The organism is Streptomyces yokosukanensis (assembly GCF_001514035.1).
Classification (GTDB): Bacteria; Actinomycetota; Actinomycetes; order Streptomycetales; family Streptomycetaceae; genus Streptomyces; species Streptomyces yokosukanensis.
Window position 1 is genome coordinate 38,508 of record NZ_KQ948231.1, and the last position, 13,623, is coordinate 52,130.

The following is a 13,623-nucleotide window of genomic DNA, read 5'->3' on the forward strand; positions in this document are numbered from 1 at the left end:
GATGAAGCCGGAGCCCCTCCCGCACGGCCCGCGCGCACCCTGGCCCGCCGCACCCAGCCGGCGGCCGGGGCCCAGGCCGCCTCAGCCGATGCCGAACGCCCCGTCGGGGGGCTCGGGTGACGGCACGGCGTCGGCGTCCTCGACGGGCCGCGCACCGCCGGTGAACTCCCGCACCGCCGCCCCGTGTTCGACCCGCGCCGGAAAGGCGTCCGCCGCGGTGCGGCGGGCCAGGGCGGCGGTGTCGAGCGGCCGGTGCGAGGCGACGAGCACGGCGTTGCCGAACCGCCGGCCGCGCAGCACGCCCGGTTCGGCGATCAGCAGCAGCTCTTCGAAGTACCGGGCGAGCGTGGCCAGTTGGGAGCGGAGGAAGCCGAACGGCGCGGCGTCGGCGAGGTTCGCCAGATAGACCCCGCCGGGCCGCAGCACCCGCTCGGCCTCGCGGGCGTAGGCGAGCGTGGTCAGGTGCGCCGGCACCCGGGACCCGCCGAACACGTCGGCGATCAGCACATCGGCGTGATCGTCCGGGGCCGCCTCCAGCCAGGCCCGGGCGTCGGCCGCGTGCAGCGCGACACCCGAGCCCGCCGGCAGCGGCAGCTGCTCGACGACCAGGTCCAGCAGCCCGGCGTCGGCCTCGACCACGTCCTGCCGGGAACCGGGCCGGGTGGCCGCCACATAGCGCGGCAGTGTCAGCGCCCCTCCCCCGAGGTGCACCACGTCCAGCGCCCGCCCGTCCTCGGCCACGGCATCGAGCACGTACCCGAGCCGTCGCGCGTACTCGAACTCCAGATGCGTCGGCTCATCGAGATCGACGTACGACTGCGGAGCCCCGTCGACGGTGAGCAGCCAGGCCCGCGGGCGGTCGACGTCGGGCATGAGTCTGGCGCTGCCGAAGTCCGTCGTACGGCTGACGGGTATCGATTCGTTCACCCGCCCATTGTGGGTGATTGAGCCCCCCGCGCGGGGCGTGGGGAGCTGCGCGACCGGCCGCACCGGGCGCGCAGCTCCCCACGACGGTTCATCCGACGGCGATGACGGTCCCCGCTCCGACGGTCCGTCCGCCCTCGCGGACGGCGAACCCGAGCCCGGGCTCCAAGGGAACCTCCCGTCCCAGTTCCACCGTCATCTCCACGGTTTCTCCGGGCCGGGCCACGCCCACCGGACCGAGGTCGACGTCCCCCACCACATCCGCCGTACGGATGTAGAACTGCGGCCGGTATCCGGTCGCGACCGGCGTCGTACGACCGCCCTCACGCCCGGCCAGCACATACACCCGCGCCGAGAACCGCCGTGCGGGCACCACACTCCCGGGAGCCGCCACGACATGCCCGCGCCGGACCGCGTCCCGCGCCACGCCCCGCAGCAGCAATGCCACGTTGTCCCCGGCCTGCGCCTCCTGCATCGGCTTGCCGAAGGTCTCCAGCCCGGTCACGACCGTCCGGACGTCCGCACCGAGCACGTCGACGCGGTCACCGACGCGCACCACGCCGCGCTCGATCGCACCGGTCACGACCGTGCCCCGCCCGGTGATGGTCAGCACGTTCTCCACCGGCAGCAGGAACGGTGCGTCCAGGTAGCGCTCCGGCATCGGCACATAGGTGTCCACCGCGTCGAGCAGCGCCTCGACGGACGCCGTCCAGCGCGGGTCGCCCGCCAGCGCCCGCAGGCCCGAGACCCGTACGACGGGTACGGAGTCGCCGGGGTAGCCCTGGGCGGTGAGCAGGTCGCGGACCTCCAGCTCGACGAGGTCGACCAGTTCCGCGTCGTCCGTGCCGTCGGCCTTGTTGAGCGCGACGACGATGTGGTCGACGCCCACCTGCCGGGCGAGCAGCACATGTTCGGCGGTCTGCGGCATGATCCCGTCGAGCGCGGAGACGACGAGGATCGCCCCGTCGAGCTGCGCGGCGCCGGTGACCATGTTCTTGACGTAGTCGGCGTGGCCCGGCATGTCCACGTGGGCGTAGTGCCGGGTGTCGGTCTCGTACTCGACGTGCGCGATGTTGATGGTGATGCCGCGGGCGGCCTCCTCCGGGGCCCGGTCGATGCGGTCGAAGGGCACGAAGGTGCCGGTGCCGCGCTCGGCGAGGACCTTGGTGATGGCGGCGGTCAGGGTGGTCTTGCCGTGGTCGACGTGACCCATGGTGCCGATGTTCAGGTGCGGCTTGGTGCGCACGTAGGCCGTTTTGGACATGGCTGTACCTCGAAGCCTCTCAGCCGTAGGGAGAAACGCGGGACCCCGAGGACCGGCCGACCCTCTCCCTGCGGGGTCCGCCGGATTGTCCGGAGAGGGTCAGCTTCGGGCGCCGTCGACAGCGGCCACGAGGAGCGGGACGGCAGCCTTCGGCGCATCCGCGACGGCGGATGCTGCGAGGAGGAAGGCGTACCGGAACATGCCGTCGATCATCGCCCAGCGGATGTCCGGCGTCGAATGATTTTTCACCGTACGTGCGTCGGGGCGGCTTCAGGCGCCGATGTTCTTCAGCGCCTCCCGCACGGTCAGCGGGGCGAACCGGCCCCGCTCCCGCACCAGGAAGGCCCGTACGGCCTCGGGATCGGTCTTGGCGTACTCGCGCAGGGCCCAGCCGATCGCCTTGCGGACGAAGAAGTCGGGGTGCCCGGACTGGAGCAGGCAGTAGGTGAACAGCCGGTCGGCGTCGGTGCTTTCCTTGCGGGGCAACTGGTGCAGCAGTGCCGTGCGCACCAGCCACAGGTCTCCGTCGGTGATCCAGGCGTCCATGGCCGCGGTGAGCGAGGGGTCGGCGGCGACCAGGTGTCCGACCACGTGCGCGGCGAGCAGGTCGACGGTGTCCCACCAGGGCAGGGTCGTCACCAGGTGCCGGGCCACCGGCAGGAAGCCGGAGGAGAGACGGCCGGCGTGCCGGCGCAGGAAGTCCACCGCGAAGTAGTGGTACTCGCGCTCGGGCAGCGCCCAGCAGCGCAGCGCGATCGCGGTGCAGTCGGCCTCGTCGGGCCGGGGCGTGCCCGCGAGGACGGTGCGGGACAGGGCGCGGCGGGCCGGGGTGGGGATGCCGAGGAAGGGCGCCACGTCCTTCATGTACGCCCGCATCGCGTCGGCCCGCCCGGGATCGGAAGCGGGCGGGAGCAGGGCCGTCACGCGGGCCAGGACGGTGTCGGCGAGCGCACTGCGCGGCACGTCCGGCGGGGTCGCACCGGTGACGGTCGTGACACGAGCCATACTGTCGAATATACGTTCGCCGCCGGGGCGTCCGCGACGGCGCGGCGCCCGGCCCGACGGGGCGTGCAACCCCCTCCGTACAGGCGTCGCCTGGAGGTACCGGCGGTGAAACGGGCACCCGGGGCCCAGGGCGGCGATCACACGCACAGGTGGGTTAGTGTCACCGGATGCCCGATGCAACGGACCGCTCCGGGGGTACCGTAACGGCCCCCGCGGGGGCCACCGCCACGGAGTTCGCCGCACCTGCGGCGCGCCTGCCCGGCGCCCTTCCCGCCGGCCGCCCCGCACGAGCGTCGGCGTACCCCTACGTCCGGCTCGGCCTGCTGCTCGCCCTGCTCGCCGGTGCCGCCGCGGGCGTGCTGGTCTTCGAGCCGCAGCGGCTGCTGACCCACGGCTGGCCGCCGCAGCTCGGCGGGGCCGCGGCAGCCGCGGTGTTCACGGTGGCGTACGGGCTGTGCACCGTGGCGTTCGTGCCGCGGCCCCTGCTCAACCTGGCCGCGGGCGCGCTGTTCGGCTCGCAGCTGGGGCTCACGACCGCGCTGGCGGGCACGGTGCTCGGAGCGGGCGTGGCGTTCGGGCTCGGCCGGGCGCTCGGGCAGGACGCGCTGCGTCCGCTGCTGCGGGGCCGCTGGCTGAAGGCGGCCGACGGGCAGCTGAGCCGGCACGGATTCCGGTCCATGCTGGCGGCCCGGCTCTTTCCGGGGGTGCCGTTCTGGGCGGCGAACTACTGCGCGGCCGTCTCCCGGATGCGCTGGTGGCCGTTCCTGCTGGCCACGGCCGTCGGCTCGGTCCCGAACACCGCCGCCTACGCGGTCGCCGGGGCCCGCGCCGCCACGCCGACGTCCCCCGCCTTCCTGATCGCGATGGCCTGCATCGCCGTACCGGCGCTGCTGGGCTCGGTGGTGGCCTGGCGCAAGCGTCACCATCTGCGCTCGCAGTAGGCACCCGAAGGGGCAGGGCCCGCCGCGACGGGACGACCGGCGACGCGTCACGGCACCCACCGCTCAGGCGGCTTCCAGCACCATCGCGTTGGCCAGTCCGCCCGCCTCGCACATGGTCTGCAGGGCGTAGCGGGCACCGCGTTCACGCATCGCGTGGACCAGGGTGGTGGTCAGCCGGGTGCCGCTGGCACCGAGCGGGTGGCCGAGGGCGATGGCGCCGCCGTGCACATTGACCCTGGCGAGGTCGGCACCGGTCTCCTGCTGCCAGGCCAGGACGACGCTGGAGAACGCCTCGTTGATCTCGAAGAGGTCGATGTCGTCGAGGGTCAGCCCGGCCCGGCGCAGGACCTTCTCGGTCGCCGGGATCACGCCGGTGAGCATGAGCAGCGGGTCGGAGCCGGTGACGGCGAAGCTGTGCAGGCGGGCGAGCGGGCGCAGGCCGAGGCGGGCCGCGGTCTCGCTGGAGGTGATCAGGACGGCGGAGGCGCCGTCGTTGATCGGGCTGGCGTTGCCCGCGGTGACGCTCCAGTCGATCTGCGGGAAGCGTTCGGCGAAGGCGGGGTCGTAGTAGGCGGGCTTGAGGCCGGCGAGGATCTCCGGGGTGCTGCCGGGCCGTACGCACTCGTCGCTGGTGACGCCGTCCAGCGGCGCGACCTCGGCGTCGAAGAGGCCCGCCTGCCACGCGGCGGCGGCCTTGTGGTGCGAGGAGACCGCGAACTCGTCCATCCGCGCCCGCGTGAGGGACCACTTGGCGGCGATCAGCTCGGCGCTGATCCCCTGCGGGACGAGGCCCTCGGGGTAGCGCTCGGCGACGCCGGGCCCGAACGGGTCCTTCCCGGCGGGCACGTTGGACCACATCGGCACCCGGCTCATCGACTCCACACCGCAGGCGACGACGAGGTCGTAGGCGCCCGACATGACGCCCTGCGCGGCGAAGTGCACGGCCTGCTGGGAGGAGCCGCACTGGCGGTCCACGGTGGTCGCGGGGACCGTGTCCGGGAAGCCCGCGGCGAGGACGGCGTACCGGGTGGTGTTCATGGCCTGCTCGCCGACCTGGTCGACGGTGCCGCCGATGACGTCGTCGACCAGCGCGGGGTCGACGCCGGAGCGCTCGACCAGGGTGCGCAGGGTGTGGGCGAGCAGTTGCACGGGGTGGACATGGGCGAGGGAGCCGTTGGGCTTGCCCTTGCCGATGGGGGTGCGTACGGCTTCGACGATCACTGCGTCGCGCATGGCGCGGGCCTCCTTGGCCGTCCGGCTGTCCGTAGCGGGATACGGCAGCTACCAGTGAGTAGGAAATCTGGACCCACGATAACTCGCAGAGTTGGAAAATCAAACCCTCCTCTAGACTGGCCGTCATGGCCGCCACGAAAGACCCGCGCCCCTGCTCGATCGCCGACGCCCTCGCCCTGGTCGGCGAGAAGTACTCCCTGCTCGTACTGCGCGAGGTGTGTCTGGGCAACGGCCGTTTCGACCAGCTCGTGCGCAACATCGGCGCCCCGCGCGACATCCTGGCCACCCGGCTGCGCCGGCTCGTGGACGCCGGGATCCTCACCAAGCGCGTCTACAGCGAGCGTCCGCAGCGCTTCGAGTACCGGGCCACACCGGCGGGCCTCGAACTGGAGCCGGTCCTGATGACGCTCAAGGAGTGGGGCGACCGCCACATCCGCAAGGGCACCGACCTGCCCATGGCCGTCGAGCACGGCTGCGGCAACGAACTCGTGCCGGTCGTCACCTGCCGGGCCTGCGGCGGCGAGGTGCGCCACGAGGACCTCACGGCGCACGCCCAGGTCCCGGGCTGGACGGTCACCGGCCCTTCGGCGGCGTAACGCTCCGCCCGGGTGCGCCGAGGCAGCCCCGCGACCCTCCACAGCGCCACCGAACCCGCTCCGCCCACCCCCTCGGACCCGCCAACCCCCCGTTTCCCCGCGGTCACGCCGCCCGCTACGCTGCCCTCGTCGCTTGATAAACCCTTTACTCTTTGCCTATCAGCACTTGGACGTCGTACCTCCATGTCTTGGTTTGAATCCCTCGTCCTCGGACTCGTCCAGGGGCTGACCGAGTTCCTGCCCGTCTCCTCCAGCGCGCATCTGCGGCTGGCCGCGGCGTTCTCGGGCTGGAAGGACCCCGGAGCGGCCTTCACGGCGATCACCCAGATCGGCACGGAGACCGCGGTGCTGATCTACTTCCGCCGGGACATCGGCCGGATCGTCTCGGCCTGGTTCCGCTCGCTCTTCGACAAGGCGCGGCGCCGGGACCACGACGCCCAGATGGGCTGGCTGGTGATCGTCGGCTCGATCCCGATCGGCGTGCTGGGCGTGACCTTGAAGGACCAGATCGAGGGGCCGTTCCGCGATCTGCGGGTCACCGCCACCATGCTGATCGTCGTCGGCCTGGTCATCGGCGTCGCCGACCGTCTCGCGGCCCGTGACGAGACCGGCGGCCGGCACCGCGCGCCCAAACAGCGCAAGACGCTGGAGAACCTGGGCGTGCGGGACGGCCTGATCTACGGCCTGTGCCAGGCCTGCGCGCTCGTCCCGGGCGTCTCCCGCTCCGGAGCGACCATCAGCGGCGGCCTGTTCATGGGCTACAAGCGGGAGGACGCGGCGCGCTACTCCTTCCTCCTCGCCATCCCGGCGGTGCTCGCCTCGGGCGCGTTCGAGGTGAAGGACTCGGTGGGCGAGGGTCATGTGGCCTGGGGGCCCACCCTGTTGGCGACGGTCATCGCGTTCGCCTCGGGATACGCGGTCATCGCCTGGTTCATGAAATGGATCTCCCACAAGAGCTTCATGCCGTTCGTCTGGTACCGCGTGGCCCTCGGCGTGGTGATCATCGCCCTGGTCTCGGCGGGCGTCCTGAGCCCGCACGCGGCGGAGTCGGCGGGCTGAGCGAGGCGGGGCCCCGCCCCGGCCCCTGTGCGCCGCCGCTGTTTCGGACATCTCCAACGGCCCGAACGGAGCGGTCCCGCAGGGCATATGCCCGGTGGCCTGGATCGACCGAGGACGAGGCCTCCGAACGGCGGTGACCAACCCCATACCTTCTGGGTAGCCGGGCGGTAGCGCAGTGTCAGTGCTTGCCCCTAGGCTGTCCGCATGTCCCCCGATTCCCTGCCCTCTGGTTCCGTGCGGTCTGCCGCCGAGGTGAACGAGCAGATCCGGGCGCTGTGGCTGCGTGCGGGCGGCACCCTGTCGACCCAGGAACGCGCGGAGTACGAGCTGTTGGTGGTCGAGTGGGCCGCTGCGATCCGCGGCGAGGTGATCAAGGCGGCCTGACCCCGGCCGGGCGGCACGGCAACCGGACGCCCCGGGTCCGAAGGGCTGGGCTCGCACACGACCGGTGGAACAGCCGAGCATGGTTCGGCTCCTGCTCGGGTCCCACTCGACACGAGCCGGAGACTCCCTCAACTGCCGCCTCCGGAAAGCCTGGTCCTCGTGCAGGTCCCGGACGCAGCGCGACGGACAGGCGTCGCGCGGGGCCCGCTCGAAGCCACCCCGGTCGGTCTCGGCACCGCGGCGGCCCCGGCGCGCTACCGCGTCACCAGTACTGCGGGCGCCATTCGAAGAGCAGGATCGTCACATCGTCGTGCAGTTGGTCGCGCTGGTAGTCGAGGACGGCGTGGATGAGCAGCCGCAGCACCTCGGCCGGGCGCTGTCCGGCGGCGGAGGAGCGGATGATGAAGTCGGTGAACCGGTCGAGGCCGAACTCCGCACCGTCCGTGTCGCGGGCCTCCACCACACCGTCGGTGTAGAGCAGGACGCAATCGCCCGGTTCCAGGGTCGTCTCGTGGACCTGCCGAGCCGCCGGGGCGAGTGGGACCGCCAGGCCGATCGGCGGCTGCGGAGGGCTGTCCAGCGCGCCGGTGAGCACCCGCTCGGCACGGATCAACAGCGGTGGGGGGTGACCGCAGTTGACCCAGCGCAGCACCCCAGTCTCGGCGTCGAGCCGACACAGCACACCGGTGCAGAAGTGGTCGGGCAGCCACTCGGCGAGCGCCTGGTCGACGGAGCCGACGACATCGGCCAGGTCACCGCCGCCCCGGCGGGCGTTGCGCGCCGCCGCCATGGCGACCGACGTGGTCAGCCCGGCGGTCAGGTCGTGGCCCATGGCGTCGAGGATCATGGTGTGCAGGATGTTCTTGACCACCGAGTGGTCGAAGGCGTCACCGGCGATGTCGTACGCCGGTTCCATGACCGCGGTCGACACGCACCTGCTGCTGCCGATGGTGCGGGGCGGCAGGAAAGCCCGCAGCATCTCGGCGGGCAACTGCATGGTCGTGGTGCGGGTCCGGGCGGCGAGCCAGTCGCTGTAGGCCCGCTTGGAGGTGATCAGCATGGCGAACAGATGGGCCAGCATCCGGCTGCGGCGCATCCGCACCCCGTCGAGCGAGGCGGTCCGGACCGCCAGCACGCCCAGCCGCTCCGCACCGTCGACCAGAGGCATCCAGAGCACCAGTCCGCCGTCGGCCTCGGCCACCCGCGGGGAGACCGTGCGGTACGCCCAGCCGGCCGACGAGCGGTCCACCGGCAACGGGTCCAAGGCCTCGTCGAGTGGGATGAGCAGCCGTTGCTGCAGGTCGACGAGGTAGATCAGCGCGGTGTCGAACCCGAGGGACGAGGCGCACCGGTTCGCCAGGGCGGGCAGTTCGACCGGCAGAGCGCTCTGCGCCTCGATGACCAGCTCTTCCAGCCGATTCTCGTCGACGGCGGTGTCGGAACCGGAGGACGCGTGCGGTGGGTCCGACACGGGGATCACCTCTTCCCTGCCCAGTCTCACACCGACCCCGACCTGTCTCACGTCGGGCAGGCCGGTGGTGAGGGAGGGCGAGGACGGCGGCGCTCGCTCCCGGAAACCGTGCTCCCCCGGCGGGGCCCGATGGGATCAGGTGGCGGTGGCGCATCCCGGCTACCGGCCGAGCTCGTCAAACGTCCGGTGCCACCGAGTGGGCACGGCCCTGACCTGCGTGTGAGAATGGGGTATTGGATCGCAGTTCGGTGTCCGAGGCCCGCTCGTCGCTGCATGGCGACGCGGGCGCATCACCGGACGTCCCCTCCCGCTGATCCCATCGACACGCTGGGAGGCTCTCTGTGAGCGAACGTCTCAATGCGTGGCCGACGCTGGTATATGAGGACCTGGCGCCCATGGTCGACTACGTGAACCGGGTGGTACAGGTCGCAGGCAAGTACACCCTCGACGAGCCCTTCGAAGCCGGCTGGGGAAACATCGTCCTCGATGTCACCCCCCGGGGGCTCAGCACGCCGACCCTTCGGCAGCGCGGAGTGACCTTCACAGTGCACTACAGCCTGCTCGACGGTGGGGTGGTCATCGAGGCCGACAACGGCTCGCGGACGGTGCCATTGTCCGAGGGATCAGTCGCCATGTTCTACGCGTCCTTCTGCGAGGCGGCGGACGAGCTCGGCATACACCGACCGCGCAGCTCGTTGATCTGCGAGATTCCGGATGCCCCGCCGCGCTTCGAGGACGATCGCGTCGAGCGCACCTGGGACGGCCACGCGGCCCGGCTGATCTGGACAGCGTTGAACCTCGCCGCTGACGGGCTCGAGGCGTGGCAGGCTCCCTTCCTGGGACACCGCCCCCGGGTCGGTGTGATGTGGGGCGGCTTCGACCTGTCCGCCACGCGTTACCGGGCGCAGCCCACCGTGCCGCCGGCCCACCAGCCGCCGTTCATGCAGAACGCCCAGCTCGACGCGTACGTGTCGGTGGGATTCTCCTTCGGGGACGCCAAGGCTCCGAACGTGGGCATGTACGCATACATCTGGCCCCAGCCGGACGGTCTCGGGGGCCGGTCCTGGGGCGTTGAGGGCGCCGCCTGGCATCCCGACGCCGGTCTGGTTCGTCTGCCGTGGGCCAGGCTCAGGGAGACAGCGGACCCGCACCAGGCCATCGTGGCGTTCGGTGACGCCGTCTACGACGCCGCCGTCGAGACGGCAGGCTGGCCGTCCGACCTCGTCGGACCCCGCGTCGAGGGTTGGTACATGAGCAGGACACCGCCCTCGCTCGTCGAGCACCAGCACGGCTGACTCAGGTGGAGCTTCCTGACTCGGAAGCGGCCGGCTGGTCTTCCCTGGCAGGATCGCCGGCAAGGAGGTCATCCCGAGCCTCGGCGTCGAGCTGGTCCAGATCGCGCACTTCGCCGGAGTCCAGTCGGCCCATCGCTTCCTCGATGACGCGTGGCGGATCCCGGCCATGCCCCGCACCACCGAATATCCCGATACCACCGAATGTCCCCGCGCGCCTCTTGGCTCCAGGCCCGCCATGCCCAAAACTGTGCCGATGACGCAGCGTGCGGAGCTGGCGGCCGTGGTGGACCGGCTGGCCGTGGACGAGCTGATCACCGCGTACGCGGTGGCGGTGGACGACGGCGATTGGACGGCATACCAGAGACTGTTCACGAGGGACGGACGGGCCGACTACCGCTCGGCCGGCGGCATCGAGGGCCATGCGGGCCAGATCGCCGAGTGGCTCGCCGAGAGCCTGGCGCTGTTCTCCATGCGCCAGCATCTGATCGTCAACCGCCGGGTGCGCTTCGACATCATGGAGCACGACACAGGCGACACGGCCTCGGTACGGGCCGACTACCTCAACCCCATGCGTTTCGCCACCGACGACGGCCCCACCGCGCCGGACCTGGTGTGCGGCGGCAGATACGGCTTCGCGCTGCTGCGCACACCGGAGGGCTGGCGGCTGCGCGAGGTGGTCGTGGAGGAGAAGTGGCGCCGCCTTCCGGCGCAGGGGGCGACAACCCCGTAAGGGGCGCGGGGGAACCGCGCGAACAACGGCGACGGGCCCGTGGCCGCCCGTCGGCATCCCCACCCGCGCTCCAGGGCCCCCAGGCGGTCCCCTGTCACAGCTCGGCCCCGGCGCGCACACTGGAAGTGCAGGCTGGGTAGGGAGGGTCCCCATGAGGACGATCGACCACTGGCTCACCTCCCCCTGGCGGCGCTCCGCCGTCGCCGCCCTCGCCGGGGCCCTGCCCGTACTGGCATTCCCCGCCCCCGCACTGTGGTGGTTCGCCTACGTCGCCCTGGTCCCCTGGATCCTGCTCGCCCGCTCGGCACCGACCGGGCGGCGGGCCGCGTACGACGGCTGGAGCGGTGGCTTCGGCTTCCTGGTGGCCGTGCACCACTGGCTGCTGCCGAGCCTGCATGTGTTCATCTTCCTGATCGCCGCCCTGCTGGGCGCGCTGTGGGCCCCCTGGGGCTGGCTGGTGCGCCGCTTCCTCGGCGAGCGGCCGACGCCGGGCCGGGGAGCCGCCGCGCTGCTGGTGCTGCCGTCGGCCTGGCTGATGGTCGAGCTGGTGCGGTCCTGGCAGGGGCTCGGCGGGCCGTGGGGCATGCTGGGCGCCAGCCAGTGGCAGGTGTCGCCGGCGCTGCGGCTGGCCTCGGTCGGCGGGGTGTGGCTGCTCAGCTTCCTGGTGGTGGCCGTCAACGTGGCGGCGGCCGTGCTGCTGTCCGTGCGCGAGGCGCGTGTACCGGCCGTGGCCTCGCTGGTCGCCACGGCCGCCGCGACCTCGGCCGCGTGGGTGTGGGCGCCGCATCCGCAGGTCGACGGGCGGGTCCGGATCGCCGTCGTGCAGCCGGGGATCGTGGACGGGCAGGACAGCGGCGACCAGCGTTTCGCCCGGGAGGAGCAGCTGACCCGGCAGCTCGCCGGCCGGCACGTCGACCTGGTCGTGTGGGGCGAGTCCAGCGTCGGCTTCGATCTGGGCGACCGGCCCGATCTGACCCGGCGGATCGCCGCGCTCTCCCGCACGACCGGCGCCGATGTCCTGGTGAACGTGGACGCCCACCGCTCCGACCGGCCCGGCATCTACAAGAGTTCGGTGCTGGTCGGCCCCGACGGCCTGACCGGCTACCGCTACGACAAGATGCGGCTCGTGCCCTTCGGCGAGTACATACCGGCCCGCTCGCTGCTCGGCTGGGCCACCTCGGTCGGCAGGGCCGCCGCCGAGGACCGCAGGCGCGGCACCGAGCAGGTCGTGATGAACGCCGGGCACGGGCTGCGGATCGGCCCGCTGATCTGCTTCGAGACGGCCTTCCCCGACATGAGCCGGCATCTGGCCCAGGACGGCGCCGATGTCCTGCTCGGCCAGTCCTCCACCTCGTCCTTCCAGGGCAGCTGGGCGCCGGAGCAGCACGCCTCACTGGCCGCGCTGCGAGCCGCCGAGACCGGCCGCCCGATGGTGCACGCGACCCTCACCGGAGTCTCCGCCGTCTACGGGCCGAGCGGCGAGCGGCTCGGGCCGTGGCTCGGCACCGACGCGAGCACCGCCCACGTGTACGACGTTCCGCTCGCACACGGCACCACGCCGTACGTCCGCTTCGGCGACTGGCCGGTGCACGGCGCGCTCCTGGTGCTGACCGCGCTGTGCGCGACGGAAGGGGGCAGAGCGCTCAGGCTGCGCCGGAACGGTCCCGCACCGCTCGCACCACCCGCTCGCACAGTTCATGAGTCGCCAGCGCGTCCCGGGCGCTGAGCACCTTTCCGGCGCGCACGGCGTCGAGGAAGGTGAGGACCGCCTGCTCGATGCCGCGTTGCCGGGCGACCGGCGTCCAGTCGCCGCGCCGGCGCACGCTCGGCTGGCCCTTGTGGTCGACCACCTCGGCGAGGTTGAGCACCTGCCGCTTGGTGTCCTGCCCGGAGACCTCCAGAACCTCCTCCGTTGAGCCGCTCAGCCGGTTCATCACACCGAGCGCGGTGAAGCCGTCGCCGCCGAGCTGGAGCACCACGTGGTGCATCAGTCCGTCCTCGACGCGGGCGCGCACGACGACGTCGTCGACCGGGCCGGGCACGAGGAAGCGCAGGGTGTCGACGACATGGATGAAGTCGTCCAGGATCATCGAGCGGGGTTCCTCGGGCAGTCCGATCCGGTTCTTCTGCATGAGGATCAGCTCGCGCGGGTGCTCCAGGCACTGCGCGTAGCCGGGGGCGTAGCGGCGGTTGAAACCGACGAAGAGGGAGACCCCGCGCTCTTCGGCGAGGGCCACGAGCCGTTCGGAGTCGGCGAGTTCGTAGGCGAGCGGCTTGTCCACGTACGTCGGTACTCCCGCCTGGAGCAGCCGGGTGGCGATCTCGGGGTGGACGGCGGTCGGCGCATGCACGAAGGCCGCGTCGAGGCCGACGGCCAGCAGCGAGTCCAGCGTGGTGTGCCGCCGCTCGGCCGGCAGATGCAGGGTGTCCGCGACCCGGTCGAGGGTGGCGGGCGTCCGGGTCTGCAGATGCAGGTCGATCCCCGGCTGCGCTCCCAGCACCGGCAGATACGCCTTCTGCGCGATGTCCCCGAGTCCGATGCAGCCGACCTTCACATGCCCTCCCTGTGCCGCGTGCCCGCGTGTGCCTCCTGGGCAGCATACGGGGGCCGCCAGTCGGCGATGCCGTCGAAGCCGCGCAGGAAGAGGGCGGGCCCGGCCTGCGCAAGGGCCGCGATCGAGAGGTTGCGCAGGGCCAGGACGGTGGGGTTGCCGGCCATGT

15 protein-coding genes are annotated in these 13,623 nt (G+C 72.1%); 7 read left to right on the forward strand and 8 right to left on the reverse strand.

All coding sequences use genetic code 11. The annotated features are described in order from the left end of the window. Window positions 1–81: 81 nt before the first annotated feature. The 4 genes from AQI95_RS39960 to AQI95_RS39970 all read right to left on the reverse strand — a co-directional run bounded on the left by AQI95_RS39960 (window position 82) and on the right by AQI95_RS39970 (window position 3,193). On the reverse strand, window positions 82–927 hold the full coding sequence (locus AQI95_RS39960) for a spermidine synthase (protein WP_067135753.1): 846 nt from the start codon (window positions 925–927) through the stop codon (window positions 82–84). 88 nt (window positions 928–1,015) lie between these two features. Beyond that, complete coding sequence (gene tuf, locus AQI95_RS39965; protein WP_067135755.1) at window positions 1,016–2,188, reverse strand: elongation factor Tu; 1,173 nt, start codon at window positions 2,186–2,188, stop codon at window positions 1,016–1,018. A 99-nt stretch (window positions 2,189–2,287) separates the two neighbouring features. Then, window positions 2,288–2,437: a hypothetical protein gene (locus AQI95_RS47645; RefSeq protein WP_159056670.1), complete on the reverse strand. Its 150-nt coding sequence runs from the start codon at window positions 2,435–2,437 to the stop codon at window positions 2,288–2,290. A 21-nt stretch (window positions 2,438–2,458) separates the two neighbouring features. Further along, window positions 2,459–3,193: a DNA alkylation repair protein gene (locus AQI95_RS39970; protein ID WP_067135757.1), complete on the reverse strand. Its 735-nt coding sequence runs from the start codon at window positions 3,191–3,193 to the stop codon at window positions 2,459–2,461. A gap of 167 nt (window positions 3,194–3,360) precedes the next feature. On the opposite strand from AQI95_RS39970, the gene AQI95_RS39975 reads away from it, so the two are divergent. Next, complete coding sequence (locus AQI95_RS39975) at window positions 3,361–4,134, forward strand: TVP38/TMEM64 family protein (protein WP_067135759.1); 774 nt, start codon at window positions 3,361–3,363, stop codon at window positions 4,132–4,134. A 63-nt stretch (window positions 4,135–4,197) separates the two neighbouring features. Here the strand turns inward: AQI95_RS39975 and AQI95_RS39980 are convergent, their stop codons facing one another. Next, window positions 4,198–5,367: a thiolase family protein gene (locus AQI95_RS39980; RefSeq protein ID WP_067135761.1), complete on the reverse strand. Its 1,170-nt coding sequence runs from the start codon at window positions 5,365–5,367 to the stop codon at window positions 4,198–4,200. A gap of 125 nt (window positions 5,368–5,492) precedes the next feature. Here AQI95_RS39980 and AQI95_RS39985 point away from each other — a divergent pair, with 125 nt between their 5' ends. From AQI95_RS39985 to AQI95_RS45725, 3 genes are all read left to right on the forward strand, one after another. Further along, the gene (locus AQI95_RS39985) at window positions 5,493–5,963 is read left to right on the forward strand and encodes a winged helix-turn-helix transcriptional regulator (RefSeq protein ID WP_067135764.1); all 471 of its coding nucleotides are present in this window, start codon (window positions 5,493–5,495) and stop codon (window positions 5,961–5,963) included. Between the two features lie 183 nt (window positions 5,964–6,146). Then, window positions 6,147–7,022, forward strand: a complete 876-nt coding sequence (locus AQI95_RS39990) for an undecaprenyl-diphosphate phosphatase (protein ID WP_067135766.1) — start codon at window positions 6,147–6,149, stop codon at window positions 7,020–7,022. A gap of 204 nt (window positions 7,023–7,226) precedes the next feature. After that, window positions 7,227–7,406: a hypothetical protein gene (locus tag AQI95_RS45725; protein WP_079071858.1), complete on the forward strand. Its 180-nt coding sequence runs from the start codon at window positions 7,227–7,229 to the stop codon at window positions 7,404–7,406. Between the two features lie 262 nt (window positions 7,407–7,668). Here the strand turns inward: AQI95_RS45725 and AQI95_RS39995 are convergent, their stop codons facing one another. Beyond that, on the reverse strand, window positions 7,669–8,886 hold the full coding sequence (locus AQI95_RS39995) for a PP2C family protein-serine/threonine phosphatase (protein WP_425264964.1): 1,218 nt from the start codon (window positions 8,884–8,886) through the stop codon (window positions 7,669–7,671). 332 nt (window positions 8,887–9,218) lie between these two features. Here AQI95_RS39995 and AQI95_RS40000 point away from each other — a divergent pair, with 332 nt between their 5' ends. From AQI95_RS40000 to lnt, 3 genes are all read left to right on the forward strand, one after another. Further along, a complete protein-coding gene (locus AQI95_RS40000; protein WP_067135767.1) occupies window positions 9,219–10,172 on the forward strand; it encodes a DUF5996 family protein in 954 nt (317 codons plus the stop codon). Between the two features lie 253 nt (window positions 10,173–10,425). Then, on the forward strand, window positions 10,426–10,902 hold the full coding sequence (locus tag AQI95_RS40005) for a nuclear transport factor 2 family protein (RefSeq protein WP_067135768.1): 477 nt from the start codon (window positions 10,426–10,428) through the stop codon (window positions 10,900–10,902). 151 nt (window positions 10,903–11,053) lie between these two features. Beyond that, the gene (lnt, locus tag AQI95_RS40010) at window positions 11,054–12,628 is read left to right on the forward strand and encodes an apolipoprotein N-acyltransferase (RefSeq protein WP_067135769.1); all 1,575 of its coding nucleotides are present in this window, start codon (window positions 11,054–11,056) and stop codon (window positions 12,626–12,628) included. Here lnt and AQI95_RS40015 read toward each other — a convergent pair. Together AQI95_RS40015 and AQI95_RS49490 are read right to left on the reverse strand one after the other, a co-directional pair. Then, window positions 12,546–13,457 (reverse strand): Gfo/Idh/MocA family protein, encoded by a 912-nt coding sequence (locus AQI95_RS40015; protein WP_067135771.1) that lies wholly within the window; start codon window positions 13,455–13,457, stop codon window positions 12,546–12,548. The two genes, lnt and AQI95_RS40015, sit on opposite strands and share 83 nt — an antisense overlap. Then, window positions 13,454–13,621 (reverse strand): hypothetical protein, encoded by a 168-nt coding sequence (locus AQI95_RS49490; protein ID WP_159056671.1) that lies wholly within the window; start codon window positions 13,619–13,621, stop codon window positions 13,454–13,456. The genes AQI95_RS40015 and AQI95_RS49490 overlap by 4 nt, the downstream gene beginning before the upstream one ends. Window positions 13,622–13,623: the final 2 nt, after the last annotated feature.